This window comes from Psychromonas sp. (assembly GCF_047632955.1).
Classification (GTDB): domain Bacteria; phylum Pseudomonadota; class Gammaproteobacteria; order Enterobacterales; family Psychromonadaceae; genus Psychromonas.
The window spans coordinates 1-4,022 of record NZ_JBLIED010000090.1 but is presented as its reverse complement, the minus strand read 5'-3'; the positions used below and the strand labels follow the sequence as shown (position 1 = coordinate 4,022).

The following is a 4,022-nucleotide window of genomic DNA, read 5'->3' as shown; positions in this document are numbered from 1 at the left end:
GCATCTACTTTATCTGACATTGCCGTGTTTGCACATCGATCTTGCTTATCCGCTACACCGTCTTGATCTTGATCCTGAACAGCAGCTAGACTTTGCTCACAACCAGATGCATCCACTTGTGTACCTGTAGGTGTGAACAAACACTTATCTTGCCCATCCATTACGCCATCATTATCAACGTCTTTAAGAACAGCTGAAGCACTGGACCCGCCAAAGGTATATGCAAGACCTAATTTGTAACCTACATGAGTATTGCTATCGCCATTATCTAGAGACTGATAAGCAGCAATTTCAGTAATAATTTTTAAGCTGTTACCCAAATCCCAATGTTTACCTAAACCAACATTAGCCATTAAATCAGTTCCGTTAATTTCAGTAAATTTTAAACCACCGAAAGTATAAAACAAATCATTAGGCATAAAGTATAGAGCATCAACGCCAAATCGACTCCCCGATTCATCTGAAGGAGATGCACCAATATCTAATTTAGAAATTTCTAGTCTAATGGCCCATACTGGAGCAAATTTATATCCATACTCAGCACCTGCTCCATAACCATTATCTAAAAAGCTAGGGAGCCCAGTCTCGGCTTTATCAGTTGAATAATATTCAACAAAACCAGCAACCCACTTCTCATTATCTTTGTTGTGTTGTTCTGCTTGTGCGTTAACACTTAAAGCGGCAGCTACCGCGCTACAAATTAATATTTTATTCAATTTAATACATCCTTTATCTTTATTTTAAATTTGTTTGCTACATAAATATGTTTTAAATATATACAAGCTTTAATTAACTGCACCACTCAATCTAGACTTTAATACTTCAAAAATTCACGATTAAAGTGATTTTTTTGCTGTAGCTTGACGTTAATCAAACTTGCTTTTACTGCCTTCAAAGACTTAAGCGACGTCTAGGGTGAGGAAAACTAGCTTGGTAAGAAAACTACCTTTTAAATATGCCGAACTATCGACTACCCCCGCAATACTTTCTACTAATACACAAGAATATACACTTGTGTTGCTTTTATGAAACAATTTAATTCAAATTAACAACTCACCGGCAAAAGGCGTAATTAAGATGCAACCTCTGAATTAAATTTGGATTCGAGAACATTTCTGTGTCTTCAGATTTTTTGTTTGAAGTCAAATTTAAGCGAGAATGCCCACATAATGTAGTAGGCCTATCTTTAGCTATCAATTCATTTAGGGACTAAGGCAATTGTCTATTGCGGTCTCATATATGAATGTTCGTATTACTTGTTAAAACACATTTCTAAATATAGGTTGCCCGACGCATGTGAGAACGGCAAAACCATTTTTTTTCCCAACGACTTGGTGGTTAATCGTATGATTTTTTCCTGAAACAACCACAGGGGTAGCCATTCCAAAATCATAATCTTTTTGATCAAGTTCATTTTTAGCTCCTCCGCATATCATGTTGGTGATTTCTCCCACCATATCTTGTACCTCGGAATCAATGACATCTGGTTTTTCACCCAAAATTTGGTACATTATTTTTAACACTAAACCTTCGTCAAAAGAAATAGAATCTTGAATTTTGTCGCCCATCATACCAATTAATCCAGAGATATCACCCTTAGCTTGATCATCACTCTTCTTTTTGGGTTTACCTGGAACTAATTCAGTTTGCACCATCGTTTGCAGTACATTGATCAAGGCAGCAATAAAAGGGTTCATAAAATCTGCGTTTATTAGTTTAGTTTTTCCTCCATTGAAATTGGTCTATTGGCAAATAACACATGTACCATGAGCCTCAATTGTTTGTTTTACCACACTAAATCCCACTGTTTGGGCTTGTTTATCTAACGTATCTTTTAATCCTTCAGATTGAATTTCTTTCACGTCACCACAGGTATCACAAATCAAGAATTGGACTGGATGAGTGCAATCAAAATGATGGCAAGCGACAAATGCATTAGTGGATTCTATTTTATGTATTAGACCAAATTCTAAGAGGAAGTCTAGAGTTCTGTACACGGTTGCAGGTTTTGCACTCGACTCTGTTAGCTTGAGAGCGTCTAAGAGCTCATAGGCGCCTACAGCACTTTGTTTTTCGAGTAAAAGCGCATAAACCTTTTCTCTTAGTAAAGTGAACCTAGCACCTTTGTCTTCACAAAATTGCCTTGCTTTGTATACTTGAGCTACGATAGGTTGTTGGTCAGTATCAGTCACATTTATTCCTTCAACATAAACCTAAGATTATAACACTAATCTAAATAGGTATGTATCTTAACCATTTATTATTAGCCTTTTACTTCAGGGCCGGATCACACTTAAAGTTATAAAAAGCAGGATATTGAGCACGTAATGATATAAAAAATAAGGGGCTTTATTCCGGATGACAGATCAGATCGCCTAATTTCACTTACCTGTACCCCATTTTATTTCTTTTTTTAAATTATGTGAAAACATCGAAGATAGCCGTACCGATATTAACAAACATTATGATTTTCTGGATATCATTTTTCTTGCCTTGTTTGCCTTGTTTGCCGTTTTATCCGGTGCTAAAGGCTGGAAAGCCATACATATCTTTGGCGTTGCTCAACTTGAATGGCTCAGGGAGTACCGCGAGTTTCTCAATGGCATTCCTACTCGTCACTCAATTGGCCGGATCATCCGGGGCGTAAAAGCCGAAAGTGTACTTGAGTGTTTTGAACAATGGGTCAACACGATCAGGGTAGAAGGAGAAAGGGAGCAGATTGCCTTTGATGGTAAAGTGATCCGGGGCTCAGGAAATGGTACGTCCCTCAACCCGCTACAGTTAATGAGTGCCATGGTGGTAGACAGTGATTTAATCCTTTACCAGCAGGAAGTATCGGATAAAACCAATGAAATCCCGGTGATGCAAAGTATGTTGCGGCAACTGTCGGTAAAAGAGGCCATAATCACCGCTGATGCCATGCACTGTCAGACCCATACGGGCAGAGATAATAAGGGTTGAAGGTGCTGATTATATGCTTCAGGTTAAAGACAACCAGCGTCATCTGTGCAAAGAGATTTCGGCGTTCTTCCACAAGACATACCGAGATAGTCCGAAGTTACTGGCAGAGCGACATTTTGAAGAAATAGAAAAGGCGCATGGCCGTATCAACGAGCGCAACTATCGTCTGTTGCCCATCACAGATCGGCTAGCAGGCATGACACATTGGAAAGATATCCAATCTGTAGTTGAAGTGACGCGCAAACGCACCTTTAAAAAGAAGGGTAAAGAGCAAATCGAACAGGAAGTGTCTTATTACATCACCTCCTTGGGAGATGATGTAAAAGAAGCGGCCCGGGCTATCAGAAATCATTGGGCCATCGAAACTGGCCAACATTGAATACTGGACGTGACGTTCAGGGAAGATGAAAGCCAGATATATGCTGAGGATGGGGCGAAAAACATTGCCTTATTCAGACGTGCACTACTTAATTTAATTAAAGCCCACCCGCTTAAAGACAGTGTTGCCGGTAAAATGATGCGAGCGGGTTGGGATAGTCAATTTAGAGCGGAAATACTGTTTGGTCAAAAACCAACCAAAGTATAATCCCGCCCTGCGTTGTGCTTATACACTAGTCATTATTAATGATGGAATACTCTTATTAAAGTATATTTTCATGTGGCTTTTTACTGTGTTAAATTAAGTTAAACATCTGATTTTGGTAACTATATGGTTGAACAAAATATATTGATAACCGCTGAAACAAGAGCTATTTGGTTAATATTTAGTGGTGAAAAGGTTTTTCAATCCTCTGAAAATTCAGGGCTGTTGATAACTACATGGGGTGCACTCAATTTTGCTCATGCCTACCAAGAACAAATTGTTAGAATAGGCAGCCATGGTGACCTTCCTTGTTTTTTAATCGATATGGGTAACGAACATATTGAGCAAAAAAATCTTAGTTTTATTAGTATGCGTGCTTTGTTAATGCAAAATGAAACTAGCTTTTTCGGTATTGCTTCTAGAGCATGGCAGGTAGCATTATTCATCCGCACGCATAGGTTTTGTGGTCAATGTGGCA

The 4,022-nt window shown here is 38.7% G+C and carries 6 protein-coding genes and 1 pseudogene; 4 read left to right on the top strand and 3 right to left on the bottom strand.

The features are described from left to right. The 3 genes and pseudogenes from ACJAZP_RS19965 to ACJAZP_RS19955 form a co-directional block, all read right to left on the bottom strand. On the bottom strand, window positions 1-716 hold a 716-nt coding region (locus tag ACJAZP_RS19965), incomplete at its 3' end, for a thrombospondin type 3 repeat-containing protein (protein ID WP_415232491.1). 536 nt (window positions 717-1,252) lie between these two features. Next, window positions 1,253-1,712, bottom strand: a pseudogene (locus tag ACJAZP_RS19960) (chemotaxis protein CheX). Window positions 1,713-1,742: 30 nt separating this feature from the next. Then, the gene (locus tag ACJAZP_RS19955) at window positions 1,743-2,192 is read right to left on the bottom strand and encodes a transcriptional repressor (RefSeq protein ID WP_293755606.1); all 450 of its coding nucleotides are present in this window, start codon (window positions 2,190-2,192) and stop codon (window positions 1,743-1,745) included. Between the two features lie 211 nt (window positions 2,193-2,403). Between ACJAZP_RS19955 and ACJAZP_RS19950 the strand changes: the two genes are divergently transcribed. The 4 genes from ACJAZP_RS19950 to ACJAZP_RS19935 form a co-directional block, all read left to right on the top strand. Next, window positions 2,404-2,961 carry an ISAs1 family transposase gene (locus ACJAZP_RS19950; RefSeq protein ID WP_415232492.1) on the top strand — a complete coding sequence of 186 codons (558 nt, stop codon included), beginning with the start codon at window positions 2,404-2,406 and terminating at the stop codon, window positions 2,959-2,961. A 13-nt stretch (window positions 2,962-2,974) separates the two neighbouring features. Continuing rightward, window positions 2,975-3,340: an ISAs1 family transposase gene (locus tag ACJAZP_RS19945; RefSeq protein ID WP_415232490.1), complete on the top strand. Its 366-nt coding sequence runs from the start codon at window positions 2,975-2,977 to the stop codon at window positions 3,338-3,340. Between the two features lie 9 nt (window positions 3,341-3,349). Then, window positions 3,350-3,547 carry a hypothetical protein gene (locus tag ACJAZP_RS19940; RefSeq protein WP_415232489.1) on the top strand — a complete coding sequence of 66 codons (198 nt, stop codon included), beginning with the start codon at window positions 3,350-3,352 and terminating at the stop codon, window positions 3,545-3,547. 123 nt (window positions 3,548-3,670) lie between these two features. Then, a partial coding sequence (locus ACJAZP_RS19935; protein ID WP_415232488.1) for an NUDIX-like domain-containing protein occupies window positions 3,671-4,022 on the top strand: 352 nt, incomplete at its 3' end.